Below are 23622 nucleotides of genomic sequence, written 5' to 3'. Positions count from 1 at the left end.
GGGCGGGGGCACCGACGTACGGCCGTTGAGGCTTACAGACCGAGCTCGACCTCGAACTCGCCCGCCTCCAGGATCGCCTTGACCGCGGTCAGGTAACGGGCCGCGTCGGCGCCGTCCACCAGACGGTGGTCGTAGGAGAGGGTCAGGTAGGTCATGTCGCGGACGCCGATGACCGTGCCCTCCTCGGTCTCGATGACCGCCGGGCGCTTGACCGTGGCACCGATGCCGAGGATCGCGACCTGGCCCGGCGGCACGATGATCGTGTCGAAGAGCGCGCCGCGCGAACCCGTGTTGGAGATGGTGAAGGTCGCACCGGACAGCTCGTCCGGGGTGATCTTGTTGGCGCGGACCTTGCCGGCCAGCTCCGCCGTGGCCTTCGCGATACCGGCGATGTTCAGGTCGCCCGCGTGCTTGATGACCGGGGTCATCAGGCCCTTCTCGGAGTCCACCGCGATTCCGACGTTCTCGGAGTCGAAGTAGGTGATCGTGCCCTCGGCCTCGTTGATCTTGGCGTTGATGACCGGGTGGGCCTTCAGCGCCTGGGCCGCCGCCTTCACGAAGAACGGCATCGGGGAGAGCTTGACGCCCTCGCGGGCCGCGAAGGAGTCCTTCGCCTTGGCGCGCAGCTTCATCAGACGCGTGACGTCGACCTCGACGACCGAGGACAGCTGCGCCTGCTCGTGCAGCGCCTTGACCATGTTGTCGCCGATGACCTTGCGGATGCGGGGCATCTTGACGGTCTGGCCGCGGAGGGGAGAGGCCTCCAGGGTCGGCGCCTTCTTGGCGGCCGGGGCGGCAGCGGCGGGAGCCGGAGCAGCGGCGGCGGCCTTCGCGGCCTCGGCGGCGGCGATGACGTCCTGCTTGCGGATACGGCCACCGACGCCGGTGCCCTTGACGGAGCCCAGGTCGACGCCGTTCTCCGCGGCCAGCTTGCGCACCAGCGGGGTCACGTAGGCACCCTCGTCGGTGGCCTGCGCGGCGGGGGCGGGCGCAGCCGGGGTCACCGGAGCCGGAGCGGCCGGCGCGGGGGCCGGGGCCGGAGCGGCGGCGACCGGGGCGGGCACGGGAGCCGGTGCGGCAGGAGCCGGGGCCGGGGTCGGCGCGGGGGCCGGCGGAGCCACCGGGGCGGCCGGGGCCGGAGCCGGGGCAGCGGCGGCGGGCGCCGGAGCCGGCGCGGCGGGGGCCGGGGCGGCCGCCGGAGCGGCACCGGGAGCGCCGATGACGGCGAGCTTGGCGCCGACCTCGGCGGTCTCGTCCTCGCCGACCGTGATCTCGAGCAGCACACCGGAGGTGGGCGCCGGGATCTCGGTGTCGACCTTGTCCGTGGAGACCTCGAGCAGCGGCTCGTCGGCCTCGACGGAGTCGCCGACCGACTTCAGCCAGCGGGTGACGGTGCCCTCGGTGACGGACTCGCCGAGCGCGGGCAGGACCACGTCGGTGCCCTGGGCGCCGGACGCGCCGGCGGCGGCCTCGGGGGTGGGAGCCGGGGCGGGCGCGGCCTGCTCGGTGGAGGGCTGCGCGGCCGGCGCCGGGGCGGGGGCCTCGGCGGCCGGGGCCGGAGCCTCGGCGGCTGCGGGGGCCGGGGCGGCAGCGGGGGCGCCCGTGCCGTCGTCGATGACGGCCAGCTCGGCGCCGACCTCAACGGTCTCGTCCTCGGCGACCTTGATGGACGCCAGGACACCGGCGGCAGGGGAGGGGATCTCGGTGTCGACCTTGTCGGTCGAGACCTCGAGCAGCGGCTCGTCGGCCTCGACACGCTCGCCCTCGGCCTTCAGCCAGCGAGTGACAGTGCCCTCGGTGACGCTCTCGCCGAGCGCCGGAAGGGTTACGGAAACCGCCATGGTTTCGGTTGCTCCTTACGGAAAGTGCGGAAGTCTGTGTCGTCGCTTCGTCGACCGAGGGATCAGTCGTGCGAGTGAAGGGGCTTGCCGGCCAGAGCCAGGTGGGCCTCGCCCATCGCCTCGTTCTGGGTCGGGTGGGCGTGGATGAGCTGGGCGACCTCGGCGGGCAGCGCTTCCCAGTTGTAGATCAGCTGGGCCTCGCCGACCTGCTCGCCCATGCGGTCGCCGACCATGTGGACGCCGACCACGGCACCGTCCTTGACCTGGACGAGCTTGATCTCGCCCGAGGTGTTCAGGATCTTGCTCTTGCCGTTGCCCGCGAGGTTGTACTTCAGAGCGACGACCTTGTCCGCGCCGTAGATCTCCTTGGCCTTGGCCTCGGTGATGCCCACGGAGGCGACCTCGGGGTGGCAGTACGTCACCCGCGGCACGCCGTCGTAGTCGATCGGGACGGTCTTGAGACCGGCCAGACGCTCCGCCACCAGGATGCCCTCGGCGAAGCCGACGTGCGCGAGCTGGAGCGTCGGGACCAGGTCACCGACGGCGGAGATGGTCGGGACGTTCGTCCGCATGTACTCGTCGACCAGGACGTAGCCGCGGTCCATCGCGACGCCCTGCTCCTCGTAACCGAGACCCTGCGAGACCGGGCCGCGGCCGACCGCGACCAGCAGGAGCTCGGCCTCGAACTCCTTGCCGTCGGCCAGGGTGACCTTGACGCCGTCGGCGGTGTACTCGGCCTTCGAGAAGAAGGTGCCCAGGTTGAACTTGATGCCGCGCTTGCGGAACGCGCGCTCAAGAAGCTTGGAGGAGTTCTCGTCCTCGACCGGGACGAGGTGCTTGAGGCCCTCGATGACCGTGACGTCCGTGCCGAAGGACTTCCAGGCGGAGGCGAACTCGACGCCGATGACGCCGCCGCCGAGGACGATCGCCGACTTCGGCACGCGGTCCAGGACGAGGGCGTGGTCCGAGGAGATGATGCGGTTGCCGTCGATCTCCAGGCCCGGCAGCGACTTCGGCACGGAGCCGGTCGCGAGGAGCACGTGACGGCCCTCGACGCGCCGGCCGTTCACGTCGACGGAGGTCGGGGAGGACAGTCGGCCCTCACCCTCGATGTACGTCACCTTGCGGGACGCGATGAGACCCTGCAGACCCTTGTACAGGCCGGAGATGACGCCGTCCTTGTACTTGTGGACGGCGGCCACGTCGATGCCCTCGAAGGTGGCCTTGACGCCGAACTGCTCGCTCTCGCGGGCCTGGTCGGCGATCTCGCCCGCGTGCAGCAGGGCCTTGGTGGGGATGCACCCCCGGTGCAGGCAGGTACCGCCGACCTTGTCCTTCTCGATCAGGGCGACGTCCAGGCCCAGCTGGGCCCCGCGCAGCGCCGCGGCGTAACCACCGCTGCCACCGCCGAGGATCACTAGGTCGAAAACGGTGCTGGCGTCGTTCGCCACGTCACGTCCTCCATGCATGTGCGCCACGCCGGTCAGCGGTGACCGGTCGGCGGCTGGTGTCCGGCCGCTCTTTCTTCGGCCCTGTGATGGGGGCCCTGTCCTGCCGTGCCCCATCTTCGCACTTGTCGAGGGGCAACGAGACGCCGGGCCGGTGTGTGAGACGTCCCACGTTCAGTTGAGCGGATGGGTGAGGCGCATGAACGAGGGGGCTCCGCCCTACCCGCGCGCGGAGCCCCCTCGTTCTCAGAGCAACCTCACCCCAGGTCGCCGGCCGCGGTGAGCTCCGCCAGCCGCACCAGCGTGCGCACCGCCGTGCCCGTGCCGCCCTTCGGCGTGTAGCCGAACGGTCCGCCCTCGTTGAAGGCCGGCCCCGCGATGTCCAGGTGCGCCCAGGTGATGCCCTCGCCAACGAACTCGCGCAGGAAGAGACCGGCGACCAGGCCGCCGCCCATCCGCTCGCCCATGTTCGCGATGTCGGCGGTGGGGGAGTCCATGCCCTTGCGCAGGTGCTCCGGCAGCGGCATCTGCCAGGCCGGCTCGCCGACCTCCTCGGCCGCCTCGTGCACCGCGGAGCGGAACGCGTCGTCGTTCGCCATGATCCCGAAGGTCCGGCTGCCCAGCGCCAGCACCATCGCGCCGGTCAGGGTCGCGACGTCCACGATCGCGTCCGGCCTCTCCTCGGAGGCGGCCCACAGCGCGTCCGCGAGGACCAGTCGGCCCTCGGCGTCGGTGTTGAGGACCTCGACCGTCTTGCCGCTGTACATGCGCAGCACGTCACCGGGACGGGTCGCGGAACCCGAGGGCATGTTCTCCGCCAGCGCCAGCCAGCCGGTGACGTTCACCTCCAGGCCCAGGCGCGCGGCGGCGACCACGGCGGCGAAGACGGCGGCCGCCCCGCTCATGTCGCACTTCATCGTCTCGTTGTGGCCGGCCGGCTTCAGCGAGATGCCGCCCGAGTCGTAGGTGATGCCCTTGCCGACGAACGCCAGGTGCTTCTTCGCCTTGCCGGAGGTGTACGACAGCTTCACCAGCCGCGGACCCGCCGCCGAGCCGGCGCCGACACCGAGGATGCCGCCGTAGCCGCCCTTCTCCAGCGCCTTCACGTCGAGCACCTGCACCTTGATGCCGTGCTCCTTGGCCGCGGCCGTCGCGACGGCGGCGAACGCCTCCGGGTTCAGGTCGTTCGGCGGGGTGTTGATCAGGTCGCGGGCGCGGTTGAGCTCCTCGGCGACGGCGGTGGCGCGCTCGACGGCCGCCTTGTGCTCCTTGTCGCGGGGCCTGGCGCCCAGCAGGGAGGCCTCGGCGAGCGGCGCCTTGCCGTTCTTGTCCTTGGCGTCCTTGCCGCCCGCGTTGTTCTTGTAGGCGTCGAAGGAGTACGCGCCGAGGAGCACGCCCTCGCTGATCGCGCCGACGTCCGAGGCGTCCTGGACGGGCAGGGCGAAGGCGGCCTTCCTGGCGCCGGTGAGGGTGCGGGCCGCGGCACCGGCGGCCTTGCGCAGCGCCTCTCCCTCATAGCCGGAGTCCTTCTCGGGCTCCGCGCCCAGGCCCACAGCCACCACGAGCGGGGCCTTGAAGCCGGCCGGCGCCGGCAGCTTCGTCACCTCGCCCTCGGCACCGGAGGCACCAAGGGTCTCCAGGACGCCGGCGAGCCTGCCGTCGTAGGCCTTGTCAACGGCCTCGGCGCCCGGTGCGACGACCGGGCCCTTCGCGCCCTTGGCCACACCGATCACGATCGCGTCGGCCCGAAGACCGGCCGCCGCGGCGGTGCTGAGAGTGAGAGCAGTCACGGTGGTGAATTCTCGCTTCCAATGTGAAGTTTCTGTGGTCGATCTGTGTGGGTCGACCGGGCCCGACAGCCGACCCTAGGACCGGCCTCAGGGTGCGGTCTCAGCGGGGCCTTCCCCGGTACGGCGAACACTCGGGATGAGCCTACGCGTGTGTGCGCCTTCACTCATTCCTGTGGGCGTGCGCGGTGCCCGGCATCGGAGATCATCCGTGGGGAACACTTCTACGCACCCTGGAGCCCGTCCGGTGAAACGTCCGATACGCCTGCTTGCCCTGCTAGCCCTGCTCGTGCTCACGGCAGGCTGCAGCAGCGCGCCCGACTCCGGGACGTCCGGCGGCCGTTGGCAGCCGCGCCCCGGCGTGGCCTGGCAGTGGCAGCTCAGTGGCCGCGTCGACACCTCCGTCGACGTGCCGGTCTACGACATCGACGGCTTCGACCAGCCGAAGGCCACCGTCACCACCCTGCACGGCAAGGGCCGCAAGGTCATCTGCTACCTCTCCACCGGAGCCTGGGAGGACTGGCGCCCCGACGCGAAGAAGTTCCCCAGGTCGGTGCTCGGCAAGGGCAACGGCTGGAAGGGCGAGCGCTGGTTCGACATCCGCCGCACCGACGTACTGGAGCCGCTGATGGCGGCCCGCTTCGACATGTGCCGCAAGAAGGGCTTCGACGCGGTGGAGCCCGACAACATGGACGGCTACAAGAACACCACCGGCTTCCCCCTCAAGGCCGCCGACCAGCTCCGCTACAACCGCCTGATCGCGAAGCTGGCCCACGACCGGGGCATGGCGGTCGGCCTGAAGAACGACCTGGACCAGATCCCGCAGCTGGTCGGGGACTTCGACTTCGCGGTCAACGAACAGTGCGCCCAGTACGGCGAGTGCGCTTCCGAGAAGCCCTTCATCAAGGCGGGCAAGGCCGTCTTCCACGTCGAGTACGAGATGCCGACCAGCCGCTTCTGCGCCGAGTCCCGCCGGCTGAAGCTCAGCTCGATGCTCAAGAAGTACGAACTGGGGGTGTGGCGCCGGGCGTGCTGACCCCCAGCACGGTGACCGCCGTGCCCGCCAGCCGGTCGGCGAGGGAGCGGCGGGTGGGGGAGAAGACCGGCAGCGCGTTGAGCAGGAAGACGACCACGGCCAGCGCCCACACCAGCGCCGACAGCACGAACTGCCCCTCCACCAGCAGGATGCAGGCGACGGCGTAGACGGCGATGTCGGCGGCCGTGGTGACCGCGGCACGCACCGCGGCCCGGGAGGGGGCGCACGGGCTGACCTGCAGCCCGAGCAGCCCCTTGCCCAGGGTCCGCCCGGCGAGGGCGAGGCAGCCCCACTGGTAGAGGAACGTCGCCACGACCAGCATCCCGAAGGCCTCCTCGACGTCGAGTACGGCCTTGTGCCACAGCGACAACCCGAGGGTCTCCGAGGCGCCGACGACATCGCCCTGCGAGGTCAGCAGGTCGAAGCCGCCGTGGACGGCGAGTTCCGGCGCGTCGGTGAGCAGCCCGGCTATCCGGTGGAAGGTCAGCACGGCGAGCAGATACGCCAGCGTGAGCACCAGCGCGAAGTCGATGAACCAGGCCACGGCACGACGAAGCTTCGGCACGAACATCCCCCGATCACGATCACTTGTCCGTGTACGGCGGAAGAGACTACTGCCCCAGCGAAAGCACCACGAGCGAGACCGTCGCAGCCGTCTCGGCAAGCCCCCCGAACACATCACCGGTGACCCCGCCGAGGCGGCGCGTGCAGTGCCGCAGCAGGAGTTCGGCCACGGTGAGGGCGGCGACGACCGCGACCGCCGTACGGACCACGTCGTACGTCCCGACGAGCGCACCCCCGGCGGCCGCCGCACCGGCCACCACGACCGCCGCGACCACCGCCGCCCGCACCGGCACCACGCCCGCGACCGCCGCCCCCAGACCCTCGGGCCGGGCGGCCGGCACCCCGGCCCGTGCGGCCAGGGTGAGCGCCAGCCGGGCGGCCGTCGCCGAGACGACCGCGGCGAGCGCACCCCGGGCCCAGGAGTCGCCGTACGCCTGAGCCAGCGCCGCCACCTGCGCCAGCAGGACGAGGACGAGTGTGATCACCCCGAACGGCCCGATGTCCGACTGCTTCATGATCCGCAGCGCGTCCTCGGCGGGCTTGCCGCTGCCGAGGCCGTCCGCGGTGTCCGCGAGGCCGTCGAGATGCAGACCGCGGGTGAGGACGGCGGGCACGGCGGCCGAGGCGACGGCGGCGAGCAGCGCCCCCGCGCCCAGCGCCAGCAGCACCACGCCGGCCAGCGCCGCGCACCCGCCGACGACCAGCCCGGCGAGCGGGGCGCAGAGCATGCCGCCGCGCGCTGCGTCCCGGTCCCAGCGGGTCACCTTCACCGGGAGCACGGTGAGGGTGCCGAAGGCGAAACGGAGGCCGTCCGGCCAGGGGGTCTTGGAGGGATCGGGCATCGGCGCAGGTTACTAGGGTTCCCTCGCGGTGTCCGCACCGGTCATCCAGGCCGACCTGCTTTTCTGCCGGGGGTCTGGGGGCCCGCGGCGCAGCCGCTGATGTCACGGTCCCCAGGAGAGTGCAGTCCGGCGGTCCGCAGGAGGGCCGAGGCGGCCGTGGATACAGTGCGCATATGGGACATTGGCTGCATCGCAACATCGTCGAGCCCGGCAAGCTGCCGCTGTTGCTCGCCCTCACCGCGTTCGTGCTGACGTTCCTGATCACCCGGCTCGTCACCCGTCTCATCCGGGCCGGCAAGGGGCCCTTCGGGAACGTGAAGGCGGGCGGGCTGCACATCCATCACGTCGTGCCCGGCGTCGTCCTCACCGTCGTCGGCGGCTTCGGGGCGGTGGCCAGCGGCCGGCACGGCTTCACCGCGGCCCTCTGCGCCGTCCTGTTCGGCATCGGAGCGGGACTCGTCCTCGACGAGTTCGCGCTGATCCTGCACCTCGACGACGTCTACTGGACCGAGGAGGGCCGCAAGAGCGTCGAGGTCGTCGTCCTCACGGCGGCCCTGGTGGGGCTGGTGCTCTCCGGGTTCTCGCCGTTCGGCGTCAACGACATGAGCCGGCAGGAACTGCACGACCGGGGCGACGTGATCTCGACCGTCGTGGTCAACTTCCTGTTCTCGCTGGCGGTCCTCAGCAAGGGCAAGACGCGGATGGCGATCTTCAGCGTGATCGTCCCGCTCATCGGCCTGATCGGTCTGATCCGCCTGGCCCGCCCCGGCTCGCCCTGGGCCAGACGCTTCTACCGCCGCCGCCCGCGCGCCAGGGCGAAGGCCACACTGCGGGCGTATCGCCACGACCGCCGGTGGGCAGGGCCCCGGCGCAGATTCCAGGACCTGCTCGGCGGCAAGCCGGACCCGGTGGCGGACCGCTCCCTGGGCCGGTGAGCGTCCGCGGCCGGTGAGTTGTCCGCGGCGGTTCGGCCGCGCCCCAAAGGGGCGCGGGGCCGTGTCGACATGCGGCTCCGCCGCGCGGGCGCGACCAGCCACGACGGCGCGGCAGTCAAAATCTCGCAGGCGGAAAGCCCGACCCGGAGCCGATCCGCGCAATCGGCCCGTGCCGGTGCCGCACCGCCGAAATGAAGCACAGCACCCCCACCGCCGCGATCGCCGCCATGTGCTCCTTGCCGGCGAGATTCCCCTTCAGCAGCACCTCGACCGCCATCGCCGCCGTCACCGCACACGCCGTGACATACGCGCCGTAGCGCCAGCCGAGGAACACCGCGAGGCCCACCACCGCCGCCGACGGGCCGGTGTCCACGACCGAGGCGTCCGAGGAGGGCAGCCCGAAGGCGTTGTCGAAGCCCAGCCAGATGCCCAGGCGGGCGTAGAGCGTGCCGGCGAGCGTGGCGGCGTAGGCGATGACGAGGGTGCGCCAGCGGCCGAGGCAGATCTCCGCGACGCCGAACACGAACAGGACCTGCGCGAGCGCACCCCACACGGGCAGGTCGAGAGCCGGGACGAACAGCGACAGCGGAGTACGCAGCAGCGACAGCCACAACGGGTCCTCGGCGCGCACGCCCCCCGTGTTCTCCACGAACCGATAACCCCACGACTCGTTCTGCACGACCTGTATGACCGTCGTCAGCACCACCGCCCCGAGAGTCATCGGGATCGCCCGCCAGCGCCGCTTCATCAGCGGCTCACGCACCGTGACGAACAGGAGCCCCCATTCGGCACGGGCCCAGCGGGCGAGCCTGTTCATCCGGCAATCCTCATCTGTGCGTCTCCAGGTGCTTGCGGTGCAGCCACTTCGGCAGCCCCGGCGCCTCCAGGAACCCTTCCGCTCTCGCCGAGGCGATGCCGATGCGCGGCAGGTCCGCGCTCTTCTCGAAGAGCAGGAACCGCGGCTCCCAGATGGGCCGGTACTTGGCGTTGGCGCGGTACAGCGACTCGATCTGCCACCAGCGCGAGAAGAAGCTGAGCAGCGAGCGCCACAGCCTCAGCACCGGCCCGGCACCGAGGCGTGCACCACGTTCGAAGACTGAACGGAACATCGCGAAGTTGAGCGAGACCTGCGTGATCTCGATCTCTCGGGCCCGCCGCAGCAGCTCGATGACCATGAACTCCATCAGGCCGTTGTCGGATGCGCGGTCCCGGCGCATCAGGTCGAGGGAGAGCCCGCGCGGGCCCCACGGCACGAAGGACAGCAGCGCCCTCAACTCGCCCTGGCCGTCGGTGCACTCCAGCATCACGCACCGCCCGTCCTCGGGATCCCCGAGCCGGCCCAGCGCCATGCTGAACCCGCGCTCGGTCGCCCCGTCGCGCCAGTCGTCGGCCCGCTTGAGCAGATACGTCATCTCCTCTGCCGGAATGTCCTCGTGCCGCCGGATACACACCGTGTACCCGGCCCGCTTCACCCGGTTGTAGGCCTGCCGCACGGTGCGCATGGCCCGTCCGTCGAGGGTGAAGTCGGCCACCTCCACCAGTGCCTCGTCGCCGAGCTCCAGGGCGTCCAGGCCGTGCCGCGCGTACACCGTGCCGGCCTCCTCGCTCGCCCCCATCACGGCCGGGATCCACCCGTGCGCGCGTGCCTCGGCGAGCCATGGTTCGATGGCGCCCGGCCAGGCCTCCGGGTCCCCGATCGGATCACCGGACGCCAGCGAGACACCCCCCACCACCCGGTAGGCGACGGCCGCCTTACCGGTCGGCGACCACACCACGCTCTTCTCCCGGCGCAGCGCGAAGTACCCGAGCGAGTCCCGCTCGCCGTGCCGCTCCAGCAGCTCCCGCAGCCGCTTCTCGTCCTCCTCGGTGAGCGGGTCGACGGCCCGCCGGGAGCGGAAGGCGGCGTAGAAGACGGCGAGGACGAGGACCGTGCTGAGCACGTTGATGGCGACGTTCACCCAGTTCGGCGCGTCGATGCCGGGAAAGCGGGACTCGTCGACGGCGACGGATACGAGCCTGAGGGCGCCGTAGCGCCAGCGCTCCAGGAACGTCGAAACGGCCGCGTCCGGCGCCTGGTTGGTGACCGTCACCAGCAGCGCGGCGAACAGCGAGGCGACCAGCGTGCCGCCCACCGCGACGGCGGCGGCGAGCTTCGGATTCGAGCGGTCGCCCCTGGCATAGAACTCCCGCCGCCCGACCAGCAGGGCAAGGACGAACAGGGCCGTGAGGCCGAGCGAGATCCAGTTCTGGGCGTACTGCCGGATCTCCGGGTACGCCATCGCGAAAGCGAACAGCCCGAGGAACGAACCGGCCAGCGCGAGGTTGAGGATCCATGCGGCGCGCTTGCGGCGCCGCATGGTGACGGCGAGGAACGCCGTGAACACCCCGGAGGCGAAACCGGCGGTCAGCAGATACGGGGTGAAGAAGTTCTCCTGGTTGTGCCGCCGCACGTCCTGCCCCAGAGAGACCCAGACGGCACTGAGGAAATTGACGAACGCGACGGCCCGCAAATACCAGACGGCGAATGCGGCAGCGCGCCGCGAGGCAATTCGGGCATCTCCCATGAGTGAGGATCATATGGGCGATGTCTTGATGAACCCATCCATCCTTTGTCTGTGGCTCTGTCGACTTTCGTCCCTCCTGCGGCCTACTCGGTCTCCTCCTTGGTGTCGACGTCCTGCGCCCACTCGGCCTCGGGTTCATCCTTCTCAGGTACCCCCAAGGACTGCGGCTTCTCCGGCAGTTCCGCGGACAGCGCCGCCGCGGCCTGCACCAGCGGCAGCGCCAGCAGCGCCCCCGCACCCTCGCCCACGGTCACCCCGTGCGAGAGCAGCGGCTCCAGGGCCATCCGGTCCAGCGCCTTCGCCTGGCCCGGCTCCCCGCTGTCGTGCGCGGCCAGCCACCAGTCCGGCGCCCGGAACGCGATCCGCTGCCCCACCAGGGCGCAGGCGGCCGTCACGACCCCGTCCAGGACCACCGGCATCTTGCGCACCGCGCTCTGCAGCAGGAACCCGGTGATCGCGGCGAGGTCGGCCCCGCCCACGGCCGCCAGCAGTTGCAGCTGGTCGCCCAGCACCGGCCGGGCCCGGCGCAGCGCGTCCCGGATCGCCGCGCACTTGCGCATCCATGCCAGGTCGTCGATGGCGAGGCCGCCCCGCCCGGTGACCACGGACGCGTCGGTCCCGCACAGCGCGGCGATCAGCACCCCGGCCGGGGTCGTCCCGCCCACGCTCACATCGCCGAGCACCACCAGATCCGTACCGGAGTCGGCCTCCTCGTCGGCCACCGCGACACCGGCCCGGAAGGCGGCCTCCGCCTCCTCGGCCGTCAGCGCGTCCTCGAGGTCGATCCGTCCGCTGCCGCGCCGCACCCGGTGCCGTACGACCTCGGCGGGCAGGGTGTCGGGGTCGCAGTCCAGCGCCATGTCGACGATCCGCACCGGCACGCCGAGCCGCCGGGCGAGCACCGACACCGGGCGGCCGCCCTCGAGGATCTCCCGCACCAACTCGTGGGCGCCGCCCGCGGGTCCTGCCGAGACACCCAGTTCGGCGACTCCGTGGTCGCCGGCGAAGAGGACCACCCGGGGCCGTTCGATCGGTCGCACCGGCACGGCGGACTGGGCCGCCGAAAGCCACTCACCCAGGTCGTCGAGCCGGCCCAGCGACCCGGGCGGCACGATCTGACGCTCCCTGCGCGCCTCGGCGTCGCGGCGCACCCCGCCGTCGGGACGCTCGATCAGATCGGTGAAGTCGTCGAGATTAAGCGAGCTCATTCGCCGAACAGTACCGGCACCGGCCGAACGGGACAGCGCCGCAGGGGGACCACGCGCGCGTGACGTCTTTGCCCCCGGGACATGGATCCCATACGTTCCGTTTTGCAGCGGATTGTCCTACGCCTCCGGGAGCCGCCATGACCTACCCGAGCACCCATGTCAGCGCCCGTGACCGGCGCAGGCACCTCTCGGCGGCCCGCGCGGTCCTGCGGCTCCTGCCCGAACCGGAGAGCTGGCTGGACGTGGGCACGGGCGACGCCCACTTCCCCGGCACGGCACGCGAACTCTTCCCCTACACCTCCTTCGACGGCCTCGACCCCACCCCCCGCGTGTCCTACGCCTGCCACGCCGAGCGCGTCGAGGAGGCCTTCGTGGGGCATGTGACGGACCCTCACATCACCACGCTCCTGCGCGGCCGCTACGACGTCGTCACACTCCTCCAGCACCGCTCACCGGTCACGGACCCCCGCGCGGAACTCCGCGCCGCCCTCACGCTCGTCCGCCGCGGCGGTCTCCTCCTCGTGGAGACCCAGCCCGCGCAGTCGCCCGCGCTGCGCACCCAACTCGACTTCCACGGCTGCACGATCCTCGCGACGAGCCGGCACCTCCTCGGCCAGTTCCCCTACACGCACCGGATCATCGCGCGCCGCAGACCCTCAGCCCCGTAGCACCAGCGCCTGCCCGGCCACCACCAGCACCACCTGCTCGCACTCCCCGGCGAACGCCGCGTTCAGCCGCCCGAGTTCATCGCGGTACCGGCGCCCCGAAGCGGTCGCCGGCACGATCCCCGAGCCCACCTCGTTGGACACGGCGACCACGGTGCGCCGACTGGCCCGCACCGCCTCCGTAAGCTCCCGCACCCGCTCCCGCAGGGCCCGCTCCCCGCCGTCGGCCCACTGGGCGTCGTCCCACGCCCCTACGGAGTCCATCGCGTCCGTCAGCCACAGCGACAGACAGTCGATGAGCAGCGGCGGGCCGTCGGCCGCCAGCAGCGGCACCAGATCGCAGGTCTCGGCCGTCCGCCAGGACCCCGGCCGGCGCTCCCGGTGGACGGCCACCCGGGACGCCCATTCCGTGTCCCCGTTCCGCGAGCCGCCCGTCGCCACGTACAGCACGTCCGGAAAGGCCTCCAGGCGCCGTTCGGCCTCCACCGACTTCCCGGACCGCGCCCCGCCCAGCACCAGCGTCCGCCGCGGCACATCGGGCACGTCCTCGTACACCCCCACCGTCAGCGTCGCCCCGTCCGGCACGGCCCGCGCCCCCGCGGCGGCGAGCCGCCGCCTCAACTCGGGCCCCGGCGGCACGTCATGGCCGAGATGGACGGCGACCACATCCGTGGTCGGGCCGACGGCACCGACCGCCCGCAGCTTGGCCAGCGCGTCCGGCCGCCCCACCACATCGGTCAGCACCATGTCGTACGCCACGGTCCCGTTGTGCTCCAGACCGGCCGGCGCACCCCCCGGCGGCAGATACAGCAGCCGCTGCCCGTTCGGCCCGGTCACCGCGTACCCCGTGCCCGGCCCGTCGATCGCCACCGCCCGCACCCGATGCCCCGTCAGCAGCGCCAACTCCCGCCCGTCCGGCACCCGCCCGGGCTGCGGCAGTCCCGCCGGCACCTCGACCACGGGCCCGCGGTGGGGATGCGACAACAGCACCTGCCGTACGCCGCCGAGCGAATGCCCGGCCCGCGCCGCCGCGAACGCCGCGCCCGGCGTCAGATCGAGCAGCAGGGTCCCGTCCACGAGCACCGCGGTCGCCGCCCGGGCGTCCACGCCGAGCGCGGTCGCACAGGCGGCGCAGGGACAGTCGGGGCGGGGCAGGCCCGCGGGGGCACCGGTGCCGAGCAGAGTCACTTCCACGGAAGTGATTTTCGCGTGTCTGCGCAGGTGCTGCCCATCCGACTAGGCTTCTGGCAGGAGGCGGACCAAGATCCGCCTTCTGCTCTGCAGGTGCTCAGACACGGGAGGCGTAGATGGCGTCATGGACGTGGCGGTTCGAGAAGGCCGACGGGGCGGAGGTCCAGCCCGCGGTCCAGCCCGAGGAGTTCACCACGCAGGGGGACGCCGAGTCCTGGATCGGGGAGCACTGGAAGGCCCTGCAGGAGGGCGGCGCCGACCAGGTGCGGCTGTTCGAGGACTCCGCGGAGATCTACGGGCCGATGAGCCTGCACGCCGAAGAGGCGTAGCCGGTACGGAGGGGGAGGGGACGGCCGTGATCCGGCCGCTCCCTCCCGTTCCGGGTGAACGTCACCGAGGTCCGGTCACCCGGCTTCGGCACCGCCGCAGGCAACCGGCAACCCGTCCCGCCCACCAGCGGAGCTATCCGCGCACCCCACACAGGTGCAGCAACGCCGCCACCCCCCGATAAGGATCCGTCCGCCCGGCCCGCTCCTCGACCGCGAGCAAGGCCTCCATGTCGGCGGGGATCTCCGTCCCGTCCGCCGCGGTGTCCGTGAACACCCGCACCCCGTACCAGGCGTGCAGCGGTGCGGCGATCCCGGCGAGCGTCGCGGTCAGCGCCTCCAGGCGGTCGGCCCGTACGTCGAGCCCCAGCCGGTTGGTGTACGACACGGTGTCGAAGGAGGCCAGCGCCCCGGCCCAGTCCCCGGACAGCCCCGGCCGCATCGCCAGCGCGTCGCCGTTGCGTACGAGCAGCGACAGCAGCCCGCCGTGCGCCAGCATCCGGGCCAGCCCCGCCAGCAGCGGATCCGGCTCCTCGACGTACATCAGCACCCCGTGGCACAGCACCACGTCGAAGCTGCCCGGCAGAAAGTGCACCCCGGTGTCCCGGCCGTCGCCCTCAATGATCCGCACCCGCTCCCGGATGCCCTCGGGCTCACCGGAAAGGGCCTCGCGCGCGACCGCGACCATCGTCGGGTCCTGCTCAAGGCCGGTCACCTGATGCCCGGCCCGCGCCAGCCGCAGCGCCTGCGTGCCCTGGCCCATGCCCACGTCGAGCACCCGCAGCCGCTGCCCGACCGGAAACCGTCCCGCTATCTGCTCGTCGAGCTGCCGGGCCACCAGCTCCTGCCGTACGGCATTGCGCAGACCGCCCAGTTTGCCCAGCCAGGCATCCGCCGCGCCCCCGGAGAACGACGTAGTGCTCAGGGCCGCTCTCCGCGCTTGACCTGCGGCTTCGGCAGCCGAAGCCGGCGCATCTGGAGGGAGCGAACCAGGGCGTAGCGGGTGGCGCCCTTCGTGTTCTGGCCGGGGAAGCGCTCGGCGAGCTGCTTCCTCAGCCGGAAGGCGTTGACGATCGTGTCCAGCACGATCAGCACGATCACTACCAGCCACAGCAGCAGCGCGATGCTCTGCAGCGCGCCCACCTTCACCATGCTCAGCACCAGGATGACCACGGCCATGGGCAGGAAGAACTCCGCCACGTTGAACCGCGAGTCGATCCAGTCGCGGGCGAACTTGCGCACCGGACCCTTGTCACGGGCGGGCAGATACCGCTCGTCACCGCCGGCCAGCGCCTGGCGCTGCCGCTCCAGCGCGGCACGGCGCTCCTCGCGCTGGCGCTTGGCGGCGTCCTTGCGCGTCATCGAGGTGTTGGCGACGCTGCGGCGCTGGGACTGGGCCTCACTGCGCTTGGGCGTGGGCCGACCCTTCTTCGCCTGCGGGTCACGGGGCTGCTTGGAGTCGGTCAGCGGCGCCTTGTCGACGACGGCTGCCTTCTCTTCCTTGGCACGGCTACGGAACACAAAACCCAAGGGTACGGGGTGGCCGGGGTTGGACCCCAGTCCCGTGGGGAACGATCCGGCAACACCAGTCGTCATGTAAGGGACAGAGGGGACGTTGCACGTGCCTTCCGGCCACGGAGTCCGTGGGGGTCTCCCAGGGGTCTCCTTGGGGGGACACCTACTCCCTACGCCGGAGCGGGAGCGGTTGCAGTCGTCCTTGGGGATGAGCGCATCCGTCCCCGAACAGTGCGTCAATGGATGCAGGGCCCGTACTGTGGGTTCTGTCGCAGAGCTGGAGCTGGAAGTCCGTCAGAAGGGGGCGCGCGAAGCCCATGAGCGGTGTCATGAAGCGTATGGGGATGATCTTCCGCGCGAAGGCGAACAAGGCCCTTGACCGGGCCGAGGACCCGCGCGAAACCCTCGATTACTCGTACCAGAAGCAGTTGGAACTGCTCCAGAAGGTGCGCCGGGGTGTCGCCGACGTGGCGACCTCCCGCAAACGCCTGGAGCTCCAGCTGAACCAGCTGCAGTCGCAGTCCACCAAGCTGGAGGACCAGGGCCGCAAGGCGCTGGCGCTGGGCCGTGAGGACCTGGCCCGCGAGGCGCTGTCCCGCCGTGCCGCCCTCCAGCAGCAGGTCACCGACCTCGAGACGCAGCACGCGACGCTCCAGGGCGAGGAGGAGAAACTCACCCTGGCGGCCCAGCGGCTCCAGGCCAAGGTCGACGCCTTCCGTACGAAGAAGGAGACGATCAAGGCGACGTACACGGCCGCCCAGGCCCAGACCCGCATCGCCGAGTCCTTCTCCGGCATCTCGGAGGAAATGGGCGACGTGGGCCTTGCGATCCAGCGCGCCGAGGACAAGACCGCCCAGCTCCAGGCCAGGGCCGGCGCGATCGACGAGCTCCTCGCCTCGGGTGCCCTGGACGACCAGTCCGGTATGCACAAGGACGAGATCCAGGCCGAGCTGGACCGGATCTCCGGTGGCTCGGACGTGGAGCTGGAACTGCAGCGGATGAAGGCGGAGCTGGCCGGAGGCTCGTCCCAGCAGGCGATCGAGGGCGGCACGGGGCAGTCTCAGTCCCAGCAGCAGCCGCAGGACACCCCGCGCTTCGACAAGCAGTAGGGCCCACGCCTAGGAGGCCGACATGGGCGACATGATCGTCAGGATCATGGGGGAGGGGCAGGTGAGGCTGGCCGACAGCCACCTCACCGAACTCAACAAGCTCGACGACGTACTCCTGCAGGAAGTGGAGAAGGGCGACGGCCCCGGCTTCCGCCGTACCCTGGAAACCCTCCTCGCCAAGGTCCGCGAACTGGGCGAGCCCCTGCCCGACGACTCCCTGGAGCCGTCGGAACTGATCCTGCCGTCGGCGGACGCGACCTTGGAGGAGGTCCGGGAGCTGCTGAGGGACGACGGCTTGATCCCGGGCTGACGGCTTTCTCCGGCAGCCGGCCGGTGTCCTTCGGCCGGGCTCCTTTGTGGCGCCGGTCCGCACAATTCAGCCCGTCCGGCGTTTGAGGACGAGGCCCTTTCGGGGCCGAAGCGGGGGTCTGGGGGCTGCAAGCCCCCAGGGGCGGCCACCACCGGTTCCGGCCCGGACCACCGCCCCGTACTGTTCAAGCGTGGGCACACTAGAACGCACCCGGTGTCAGCTGAAAGCGCACCCCCTCGCGCTGGACGCGACCCTGGCGGCCGGTGTACTCGCGTGCATGGTGGCCGGCTCCTTCGTCGACCCGCACGGCAAGAACGGCGTCACCTGGGGCGTCCGCACCCCCGACACCCTCGCCCTCGTCCTCATGGTCCTCGGCGCCCTCGCCCTGGTCTTCCGCCGCCGCGCCCCCAGGACGGTCCTCGCCCTCACCGGCACGGTCTCCCTCGTCGAGTGCATCGTCGGAGACCCCCGCGCCCCCGTGGCGATGTCCGCGGTCGTCGCCCTCTTCACCGTCGCCGCCAGCACCGACCGCGCCACCACCTGGCGCCTCGGCCTGCTCACGATGACGGTCCTCACCGGCGCCTCCATGCTGTTCGGGGCCCTCCCGTGGTACGCCCAGGAGAATCTCGCCATCTTCGCCTGGACCGGCATCGGTGCCACCGCCGGCGACGCCGTCCGCAGCCGCCGCGCCGTCGTCCAGGCCATCCGCGAACGCGCCGAGCGAGCCGAACGCACCCGCGAGGAGGAGGCCCGCCGCCGGGTCGCCGAGGAACGCCTGCGGATCGCCCGCGATCTGCATGACGTCGTCGCCCACCACATCGCCCTGGTCAACGTCCAGGCGGGCGTCGCCGCGCACGTCATGGACAAGCGCCCCGACCAGGCCAAGGAGGCCCTCGCCCACGTCCGCGAGGCCAGCCGCTCCGCACTGAACGAACTCCGCGCCACCGTGGGCCTGTTGCGCCAGTCCGGTGACCCCGAGGCCCCCACCGAACCCGCCCCCGGCCTGGACCGCCTCGACGAACTCGTCGGCACCTTCCGCAGCGCCGGCCTGCATGTCGAGGTCGCCCGCGCCGACAACGGCACCACCCTGCCCGCCGCCGTCGGCCTGGCCGCGTACCGCGTCATCCAGGAAGCCCTCACCAACGTCCAGAAACACGCAGGTACGGAGGCGAAGGCCGAGGTCAGCGTCGTACGCGTGGGCCCCAACGTGGAGATCACCGTCCTGGACAACGGCTCCGGCGAGGACGACGCCCCCGACAGCGGCGGCGGCCACGGCCTGCTCGGCATGCGTGAGCGCGTCACCGCCCTGCGCGGCACCCTCACCACCGGCCCCCGCTACGGCGGCGGCTTCCGCGTCCATGCGATCCTGCCGGTCAAGACCCGTACGGCCACTCCGGGGGGAACTGCATGACGATCCGCGTCCTGCTCGCCGACGACCAGGCGTTGCTGCGCAGCGCCTTCCGCGTGCTCGTCGACTCCGAGCCCGACATGGAGGTCGTCGGCGAGGCCTCCGACGGCGCGGAGGCGGTGCGCCTGGCCAAGGAGGAGCGCGCCGACGTCGTGCTGATGGACATCCGGATGCCCGGCACCGACGGTCTTGCCGCCACCCGCATGATCAGTACCGATCCCACCCTCGCCCATGTCCGCATCGTCATCCTGACCACCTTCGAGGTCGACGACTACGTCGTGCAGTCCCTGCGGGCGGGCGCCTCCGGCTTCCTCGGCAAGGGCAGCGAGCCGGAGGAACTGCTGACCGCGATCCGGATCGCGGCCGGCGGCGAGGCCCTGCTCTCCCCGGCCGCCACCAAGGGCCTGATCGCCCGCTTCCTCGCCCAGGGCGACGCGGACGACGGCCGCGACCCCGCCCGCACCGAACGCCTGGCGGCGCTCACCGTCCGCGAGCGCGAGGTCCTGGTCCAGGTCGCCGGCGGCCACTCCAACGACGAGATAGCCGAACGCCTCGAGGTCAGCCCGCTCACGGTAAAAACCCACGTCAACCGCGCCATGGCCAAGCTGGGCGCCCGCGACCGGGCCCAGCTGGTCGTGATCGCGTACGAGTCCGGGCTGGTCCGTCCAAGGGTGGAGTGAGCTCTACCCGGCCCTACTGCGGCCAGAGTATGCGCCGTATAAGGAAATGGACCTGGGGCCTACGGATCAGCGCGCACCGATGGCACAGGGTGTAGGGGCGGGCGCTCAGATGTGCGCCGCACTTGGTACTGCCCGCCGTTCTGCCGCTCATCTGCCGTTCATAGAAAAGAGACCCCTGACCCATGTCCTGGCTGTCCAGATTCAGCCTCGCGCAACGTGCTCTGATCGGGCTGATGTCCGTCATCGCGCTCGCCTTCGGGGCGATCGCGATACCCCAGCTCAAGCAGCAGCTGCTGCCCTCCATCGAACTGCCCGTGGTGTCCGTCCTCGCGCCGTACCAGGGCGCGTCCCCGGATGTCGTCGAGAAGCAGGTCGTGGAGCCCATCGAGAACAACCTCGAAGCCGTGGACGGCATTTCGGGCGTCACCTCGACGGCCAGTGAGGGCAACGCCGTGATCATGGCGTCCTTCGACTACGGCAACGACACCAAGCAGCTCGTCGCCGACGTCCAGCAGGCCGTCAACCGGTCCCGGGCGCAGCTCCCGGACGACGTCGACCCGCAGGTCGTCGCCGGTTCCACCGACGACATGCCGACCGTCGTCCTCGCCGTCACCTCCGGCAAGGACCAGCAGGCCCTCGCTGACCAGCTCGACAAGACCGTCGTACCGGACCTGAAGGACATCGACGGCGTCGGCCGGGTCACGGTCGACGGCGTACGGGACCTGCAGGTCACCGTCACACCGGACGACAGGAAGCTGGCGAAGGCCGGCCTGACCAGCCAGGCGCTGGCGCAGGCCCTGCAGGCGGGCGGCGCGACCGTCCCGGCCGACTCCTTCGACGAGGGCGGCCACAACCGCACCGTCCAGGTCGGCGGCGGCTTCACCTCGCTCGCCCAGATCAAGGATCTGATGGTCACGGGCGGGGCCACTTCGGCTGCGGTCGGGAAACCGGTTCAGCCGGTCCGCCTGGGTGACGTGGCCACCGTCACGCAGCAGCAGGCCCCCGCCGACTCCCTCACCCGCACCGACGGCAGGCCCTCCCTCGCCGTGACGGTCACCATGGACCACGACGGCAGCGCGGTCGCCATCTCGAACGCGCTCAAGGACAAACTCCCGGCCCTCCGGGGGGACTTGGGCTCCGGAACGAAGATCACGGTCGTCAGCGACCAGGGCCCGGCGGTCTCGAGGGCCATCAGCGGTCTGACGACGGAGGGCGGGCTGGGCCTCCTCTTCGCGGTCCTCGTCATCCTGGTCTTCCTGGCCTCGGTCCGCTCGACACTCGTCACGGCGGTGTCGATCCCTCTCTCGGTCGTCCTGGCCCTGATCGTCCTGTGGACGCGCGACCTGTCCTTGAACATGCTGACGCTGGGCGCGCTGACGATCGCCATCGGCCGGGTCGTCGACGACTCGATCGTGGTCCTGGAGAACATCAAACGGCACCTCGGCTACGGCGAGGAGCGCCAGGCGGCGATCCTGAACGCCGTCCGCGAGGTGGCCGGTGCGGTGACGGCCTCCACTCTCACCACGGTCGCGGTCTTCCTGCCGATAGGCCTGGTGGGCGGCATGGTGGGGCAGCTGTTCGGCCCGTTCAGCCTGACGGTGACGGCGGCCCTGCTGGCGTCGCTCGTCGTGTCCCTGACGGTTGTACCGGTCCTGTCGTACTGGTTTCTGCGCGCCCCGGAGGCCACACCGGAGGATGCGGCAGAGGCCCGCCGCAAGGCGGAGGAGAAGGAGACGAGAAGCCGGCTCCAGCGCGTCTACGTCCCGGTCCTGCGCTTCGCGACCCGCCGCCGACTCACCAGCGTCCTGCTGGCGGTGGCCGTCCTGGTGGGCACCTTCGGCATGGCGCCGCTGCTGAAGACGAACTTCTTCGACCAGGGCGAGCAGGAAGTCCTCACCGTCAAGCAGGAGTTGAAGCCGGGCACGAGCCTGGCGGTGACCGACGAGCAGGCGAAGAAGGTCGAGCAGCTGCTCGCTTCGGTGAAGGGCGTCAAGGACTACCAGGTGACGGTCGGCTCGTCCGGCTTCATGGCGGCCTTCGGCGGCAGCACGGACACCAACCACGCGTCGTACCAGGTCATGCTGGCGGACGATGCGTCGGCCACACACGTCCAGGACGCCATCGAATCGGGCCTGAAGAAGCTCTCCGGCATCGGTACGACGACGGTCTCGGCCGGTGACGGCTTCGGCAACCAGGACCTGAGCGTGGTCGTGAAGGCAGCCGACGGGGACGTCCTGCGCAGGGCCTCGGAGCAGGTGCGGGCGGCGGTGGCCGGCCTCGACCACGTCACGGACGTGACCAGCGACCTCTCGCAGAGCGTGCCGCGCATCTCGGTCAAGGCCAACTCCCACGCCGCGGCGGCCGGTTTCAACGACCAGACGCTGGGCGCGGCGGTCGCCCAGGCGGTGAAGGGCACCACAGCGGCCAAGGCGATCCTGGACGACACCGAGCGCGACGTGGTCATCAAGGCGGCGACCCCGGCGACGACGCTGGACCAACTGAAGAACCTGCAGCTCGGCCCGGTGAAGCTGGGCGACATCGCCACGGTGCAACTGGTGGACGGTCCGGTCTCGATGACCCGTATAGACGGCCGGCGGGCGGCGACCATCACCGCGAAGCCGACGGGCAACAACACGGGCGCGGTCAGCACCAAGCTCCAGTCCAGGATCAAGGCCCTGAAGCTCCCGGCGGGCGCCACGGCCGAGATCGGCGGCGTCACGTCCGACCAGGACAGCGCGTTCAAGAACCTGGGCCTGGCGATGCTGGCGGCGATCGCGATCGTCTTCATGCTGCTGGTGGCAACGTTCCGCTCGCTGGCCCAGCCCCTGATCCTGCTGGTCTCCATCCCCTTCGCGGCGACGGGCGCGATCGGCCTGCTGGTAGCCACCGGCACTCCGATGGGCGTCCCCGCGATGATCGGCATGCTGATGCTGATCGGCATCGTGGTGACGAACGCGATCGTGCTGATCGACCTGATCAACCAGTACCGCAAGCAGGGTTACGGCGTTGTGGAAGCAGTGGTGGAAGGCGGCCGCCACCGCCTCCGTCCGATCCTGATGACGGCGTTGGCGACGATCTTCGCGCTGCTGCCCATGGCCCTGGGTGTAACGGGCGAGGGCGGCTTCATCGCCCAGCCCCTGGCGGTGGTGGTGATTGGCGGCCTGATCACCTCGACCCTCCTGACCCTGCTCCTGGTCCCGACGCTGTACGCGATGCTCGAGGTGCGCAAGGAGCGGCGGGCTGAGAAGCGGGCGGCGAAGAGGGGACAGAAGGCCGGTGTCCCCACCCAGGCGACGCCGGACACGGACATCGAGTCCGGCGACCCGGAGCCCGCGCGGGTCTGACAGCCGCACGGACGAAAAGGGGCACCCCGTATGTTGCGGGGTGCCCCTTTCGGCTGACCACCGAGCGGTGCAGGAGCGCTGTTCCTTAGGATTTCTCGTTACTCCTTCCGTGTGGATACGGGGCATCCGAGAAGATCTTAGCTTTCCGGTAGCGTAACTTCCTGAAGGCGCTGAATGATTAGGGATAGATCCGATGCCGCTCTCAAGCAGAAATCTTGATCCTCGATATTGATGGAGTGGACGCCGTCTGTGAATTCGGGATCGTCAAGCCCATGCCCTTCGGTGATGAGTCGGGACGGCAGTAGGATCCAATTCCTCCTGGTCCTGTCCAGCGTCCATTCCACCTGTGTCGGCAGATTTTTCACGGCATCCTCGATGAGCTGCGCGACGCCCTCTCGTGAGGACGTGTAACGCCAGCCCATATATGGCACCTGTGGGTGCCCGTACAGGGGATGGGTCTCTGCCGGCAAGGAGAACCAGGCCAGCTCCCCAAACCGGCTGAGCGCTTGCATTGCTTGCACGCTTCGTTTCGACATATTAACTGTATACCTCACCATAGGGGTCCCGAATACCCCCCGTTTTGGACGACTAGTTTCTTTCCTGGATTCAGTAGTCGAATGGATCGCTCGTAGTCCCCATATGGAATCGGGTCTGATCTCATAGCCGGGTCGTACACGTATCGACCATCGGTGTAGACGTCGTGATAACGATACTCTGTGACGACTTGCCCTGACCTCTCGGGGATACTGATAATGGGGTCGTCTTTTATGGTGAAGTTAACAATCTTTCCTTGCCCTCCGCTCTCCCGCATGATGTACTCGGCTATCTCTGAACAGTCGATATTTCCGC

Annotated in this window: 21 protein-coding genes; 9 read left to right on the top strand and 12 right to left on the bottom strand. The window is 70.6% G+C overall.

The genetic code is table 11. The features are described from left to right. Positions 1–32: 32 nt before the first annotated feature. The 3 genes from sucB to ACFY1E_RS00395 form a co-directional block, all read right to left on the bottom strand. Complete coding sequence (sucB, locus tag ACFY1E_RS00405; RefSeq protein WP_389069637.1) at positions 33–1841, bottom strand: 2-oxoglutarate dehydrogenase, E2 component, dihydrolipoamide succinyltransferase; 1809 nt, start codon at positions 1839–1841, stop codon at positions 33–35. A 62-nt stretch (positions 1842–1903) separates the two neighbouring features. After that, complete coding sequence (gene lpdA, locus ACFY1E_RS00400; RefSeq protein ID WP_389069635.1) at positions 1904–3292, bottom strand: dihydrolipoyl dehydrogenase; 1389 nt, start codon at positions 3290–3292, stop codon at positions 1904–1906. Positions 3293–3546: 254 nt separating this feature from the next. Next, entirely contained in the window at positions 3547–5079 is a 1533-nt protein-coding gene (locus ACFY1E_RS00395) for a leucyl aminopeptidase (protein WP_389069633.1), read from the bottom strand. A 244-nt stretch (positions 5080–5323) separates the two neighbouring features. Between ACFY1E_RS00395 and ACFY1E_RS00390 the strand changes: the two genes are divergently transcribed. Then, positions 5324–6112, top strand: coding sequence for an endo alpha-1,4 polygalactosaminidase (locus ACFY1E_RS00390; RefSeq protein WP_389069630.1), 789 nt, complete (start codon positions 5324–5326; stop codon positions 6110–6112). Here the strand turns inward: ACFY1E_RS00390 and ACFY1E_RS00385 are convergent. Beyond that, positions 6072–6677: an RDD family protein gene (locus ACFY1E_RS00385; protein WP_389069629.1), complete on the bottom strand. Its 606-nt coding sequence runs from the start codon at positions 6675–6677 to the stop codon at positions 6072–6074. The two genes, ACFY1E_RS00390 and ACFY1E_RS00385, sit on opposite strands and share 41 nt — an antisense overlap. Positions 6678–6723: 46 nt before the next feature. Further along, positions 6724–7518 carry an adenosylcobinamide-GDP ribazoletransferase gene (locus ACFY1E_RS00380; protein ID WP_389069626.1) on the bottom strand — a complete coding sequence of 265 codons (795 nt, stop codon included), beginning with the start codon at positions 7516–7518 and terminating at the stop codon, positions 6724–6726. Between the two features lie 173 nt (positions 7519–7691). Here ACFY1E_RS00380 and ACFY1E_RS00375 point away from each other — a divergent pair, with 173 nt between their 5' ends. Next, a complete protein-coding gene (locus tag ACFY1E_RS00375; protein WP_389069624.1) occupies positions 7692–8453 on the top strand; it encodes a hypothetical protein in 762 nt (253 codons plus the stop codon). Between the two features lie 115 nt (positions 8454–8568). On the opposite strand, the gene ACFY1E_RS00370 is transcribed toward ACFY1E_RS00375, so the two are convergent. From ACFY1E_RS00370 to cobT, 3 genes are all read right to left on the bottom strand, one after another. Continuing rightward, positions 8569–9270, bottom strand: a complete 702-nt coding sequence (locus ACFY1E_RS00370) for a hypothetical protein (protein WP_389069622.1) — start codon at positions 9268–9270, stop codon at positions 8569–8571. Positions 9271–9280: 10 nt separating this feature from the next. Further along, on the bottom strand, positions 9281–11017 hold the full coding sequence (locus tag ACFY1E_RS00365) for a phosphatidylglycerol lysyltransferase domain-containing protein (RefSeq protein ID WP_389069620.1): 1737 nt from the start codon (positions 11015–11017) through the stop codon (positions 9281–9283). 83 nt (positions 11018–11100) lie between these two features. Then, the gene (cobT, locus tag ACFY1E_RS00360; RefSeq protein WP_389069617.1) at positions 11101–12225 is read right to left on the bottom strand and encodes a nicotinate-nucleotide--dimethylbenzimidazole phosphoribosyltransferase; all 1125 of its coding nucleotides are present in this window, start codon (positions 12223–12225) and stop codon (positions 11101–11103) included. Positions 12226–12362: 137 nt separating this feature from the next. Between cobT and ACFY1E_RS00355 the strand changes: the two genes are divergently transcribed. Further along, positions 12363–12893 (top strand): methyltransferase domain-containing protein, encoded by a 531-nt coding sequence (locus ACFY1E_RS00355; RefSeq protein WP_389069614.1) that lies wholly within the window; start codon positions 12363–12365, stop codon positions 12891–12893. On the opposite strand, the gene ACFY1E_RS00350 is transcribed toward ACFY1E_RS00355, so the two are convergent. Then, positions 12882–14084: a bifunctional adenosylcobinamide kinase/adenosylcobinamide-phosphate guanylyltransferase gene (locus ACFY1E_RS00350; protein ID WP_389069613.1), complete on the bottom strand. Its 1203-nt coding sequence runs from the start codon at positions 14082–14084 to the stop codon at positions 12882–12884. The two genes, ACFY1E_RS00355 and ACFY1E_RS00350, sit on opposite strands and share 12 nt — an antisense overlap. Positions 14085–14197: 113 nt before the next feature. Here ACFY1E_RS00350 and ACFY1E_RS00345 point away from each other — a divergent pair, with 113 nt between their 5' ends. Beyond that, the gene (locus ACFY1E_RS00345) at positions 14198–14410 is read left to right on the top strand and encodes a hypothetical protein (protein WP_389069610.1); all 213 of its coding nucleotides are present in this window, start codon (positions 14198–14200) and stop codon (positions 14408–14410) included. Positions 14411–14543: 133 nt separating this feature from the next. On the opposite strand, the gene ACFY1E_RS00340 is transcribed toward ACFY1E_RS00345, so the two are convergent. Beyond that, a complete protein-coding gene (locus ACFY1E_RS00340; RefSeq protein WP_389069608.1) occupies positions 14544–15245 on the bottom strand; it encodes a class I SAM-dependent methyltransferase in 702 nt (233 codons plus the stop codon). A gap of 83 nt (positions 15246–15328) precedes the next feature. Next, positions 15329–16003 (bottom strand): DUF3043 domain-containing protein, encoded by a 675-nt coding sequence (locus ACFY1E_RS00335; RefSeq protein WP_389069606.1) that lies wholly within the window; start codon positions 16001–16003, stop codon positions 15329–15331. 263 nt (positions 16004–16266) lie between these two features. Here ACFY1E_RS00335 and ACFY1E_RS00330 point away from each other — a divergent pair, with 263 nt between their 5' ends. The 5 genes from ACFY1E_RS00330 (at position 16267) to ACFY1E_RS00310 (ending at position 22773) form a co-directional block, all read left to right on the top strand. Further along, on the top strand, positions 16267–17031 hold the full coding sequence (locus ACFY1E_RS00330; protein WP_389071542.1) for a PspA/IM30 family protein: 765 nt from the start codon (positions 16267–16269) through the stop codon (positions 17029–17031). A gap of 31 nt (positions 17032–17062) precedes the next feature. Then, the gene (locus tag ACFY1E_RS00325; protein WP_389071540.1) at positions 17063–17341 is read left to right on the top strand and encodes a hypothetical protein; all 279 of its coding nucleotides are present in this window, start codon (positions 17063–17065) and stop codon (positions 17339–17341) included. Between the two features lie 190 nt (positions 17342–17531). Beyond that, positions 17532–18752, top strand: a complete 1221-nt coding sequence (locus ACFY1E_RS00320; RefSeq protein WP_389069604.1) for a sensor histidine kinase — start codon at positions 17532–17534, stop codon at positions 18750–18752. Next, positions 18749–19429, top strand: a complete 681-nt coding sequence (locus tag ACFY1E_RS00315; protein WP_389069602.1) for a response regulator — start codon at positions 18749–18751, stop codon at positions 19427–19429. The genes ACFY1E_RS00320 and ACFY1E_RS00315 overlap by 4 nt, the downstream gene beginning before the upstream one ends. A 182-nt stretch (positions 19430–19611) precedes the next feature. Next, a complete protein-coding gene (locus ACFY1E_RS00310; protein ID WP_389069600.1) occupies positions 19612–22773 on the top strand; it encodes an efflux RND transporter permease subunit in 3162 nt (1053 codons plus the stop codon). A gap of 137 nt (positions 22774–22910) precedes the next feature. Here ACFY1E_RS00310 and ACFY1E_RS00305 read toward each other — a convergent pair whose 3' ends face one another. Continuing rightward, positions 22911–23309 carry a hypothetical protein gene (locus ACFY1E_RS00305; RefSeq protein ID WP_389069598.1) on the bottom strand — a complete coding sequence of 133 codons (399 nt, stop codon included), beginning with the start codon at positions 23307–23309 and terminating at the stop codon, positions 22911–22913. Between the last annotated feature and the right edge of the window lie 313 nt (positions 23310–23622).

This window comes from Streptomyces sp. NPDC001604, assembly GCF_042893475.1.
GTDB lineage: Bacteria > Actinomycetota > Actinomycetes > Streptomycetales > Streptomycetaceae > Streptomyces.
This window is presented reverse-complemented; position numbering and strand designations above follow the sequence as displayed.

Excerpts from the sequence above, each read along its gene's own strand:
- sucB (WP_389069637.1), bottom strand. The coding sequence starts at position 1,841 with ATGGCGGTTTCCGTAACCCTTCCGGCGCTCGGCGAGAGCGTCACCGAG.
- ACFY1E_RS00380 (WP_389069626.1), bottom strand. The coding sequence starts at position 7,518 with ATGCCCGATCCCTCCAAGACCCCCTGGCCGGACGGCCTCCGTTTCGCC.
- ACFY1E_RS00375 (WP_389069624.1), top strand. The coding sequence starts at position 7,692 with ATGGGACATTGGCTGCATCGCAACATCGTCGAGCCCGGCAAGCTGCCG.
- ACFY1E_RS00370 (WP_389069622.1), bottom strand. The coding sequence starts at position 9,270 with ATGAACAGGCTCGCCCGCTGGGCCCGTGCCGAATGGGGGCTCCTGTTC.
- ACFY1E_RS00365 (WP_389069620.1), bottom strand. The coding sequence starts at position 11,017 with ATGGGAGATGCCCGAATTGCCTCGCGGCGCGCTGCCGCATTCGCCGTC.
- cobT (WP_389069617.1), bottom strand. The coding sequence starts at position 12,225 with ATGAGCTCGCTTAATCTCGACGACTTCACCGATCTGATCGAGCGTCCC.
- ACFY1E_RS00355 (WP_389069614.1), top strand. The coding sequence starts at position 12,363 with ATGACCTACCCGAGCACCCATGTCAGCGCCCGTGACCGGCGCAGGCAC.
- ACFY1E_RS00345 (WP_389069610.1), top strand. The coding sequence starts at position 14,198 with ATGGCGTCATGGACGTGGCGGTTCGAGAAGGCCGACGGGGCGGAGGTC.
- ACFY1E_RS00335 (WP_389069606.1), bottom strand. The coding sequence starts at position 16,003 with ATGACGACTGGTGTTGCCGGATCGTTCCCCACGGGACTGGGGTCCAAC.
- ACFY1E_RS00330 (WP_389071542.1), top strand. The coding sequence starts at position 16,267 with ATGATCTTCCGCGCGAAGGCGAACAAGGCCCTTGACCGGGCCGAGGAC.
- ACFY1E_RS00325 (WP_389071540.1), top strand. The coding sequence starts at position 17,063 with ATGATCGTCAGGATCATGGGGGAGGGGCAGGTGAGGCTGGCCGACAGC.
- ACFY1E_RS00315 (WP_389069602.1), top strand. The coding sequence starts at position 18,749 with ATGACGATCCGCGTCCTGCTCGCCGACGACCAGGCGTTGCTGCGCAGC.
- ACFY1E_RS00310 (WP_389069600.1), top strand. The coding sequence starts at position 19,612 with ATGTCCTGGCTGTCCAGATTCAGCCTCGCGCAACGTGCTCTGATCGGG.
- ACFY1E_RS00305 (WP_389069598.1), bottom strand. The coding sequence starts at position 23,309 with ATGTCGAAACGAAGCGTGCAAGCAATGCAAGCGCTCAGCCGGTTTGGG.